Raw genomic sequence first — 441 nt, 5'->3', positions numbered from 1 at the left:
AAGGCGGCATAGCCAAGCGGTAAGGCCAAGGTCTGCAAAACCTTTACCACCGGTTCGAGTCCGGTTGCCGCCTCCATATTATTTGCTTTGATGACTTTCGTCATTCTGTTTAGTGAATGCAGAATTTGTGAAATTTGGGAGCAGTCGATATATTATTTTGAGAAAATAATATTTTCAATAAATTCCTATTGATTTCGCAAGAAAGCTTATGTTATATTATGAATCCGCCAGTAAATAAGGCGGCTCGAACAAACTGATTTACATCTTCATCATTTTGAATGAATAATATTTTTCTTTTAAAGTGTTGACTTGTAAACCAGTAAATGATATGATTATTTAGCTGTCCGATACGACAGAAAAGTGAATTGATCTTTGAAAACTGAACAAAATAAACGTCAACGTTTTAAATTTTTATCTTCCATTAAAAACACCCCGTGTTTT

1 tRNA gene is annotated in these 441 nt (G+C 34.2%); it reads left to right on the top strand.

The features are described 5' to 3' along the window. Positions 1-2: 2 nt before the first annotated feature. A tRNA-Cys gene (locus RG959_RS23850) sits at positions 3-76 on the top strand. The last annotated feature ends 365 nt before the right edge of the window (positions 77-441 follow it).

The sequence above is a fragment of the Domibacillus sp. 8LH genome, assembly GCF_038806185.1.
In the GTDB taxonomy this organism is placed as follows: domain Bacteria; phylum Bacillota; class Bacilli; order Bacillales; family Domibacillaceae; genus Domibacillus; species Domibacillus indicus_A.
This window is presented reverse-complemented; position numbering and strand designations above follow the sequence as displayed.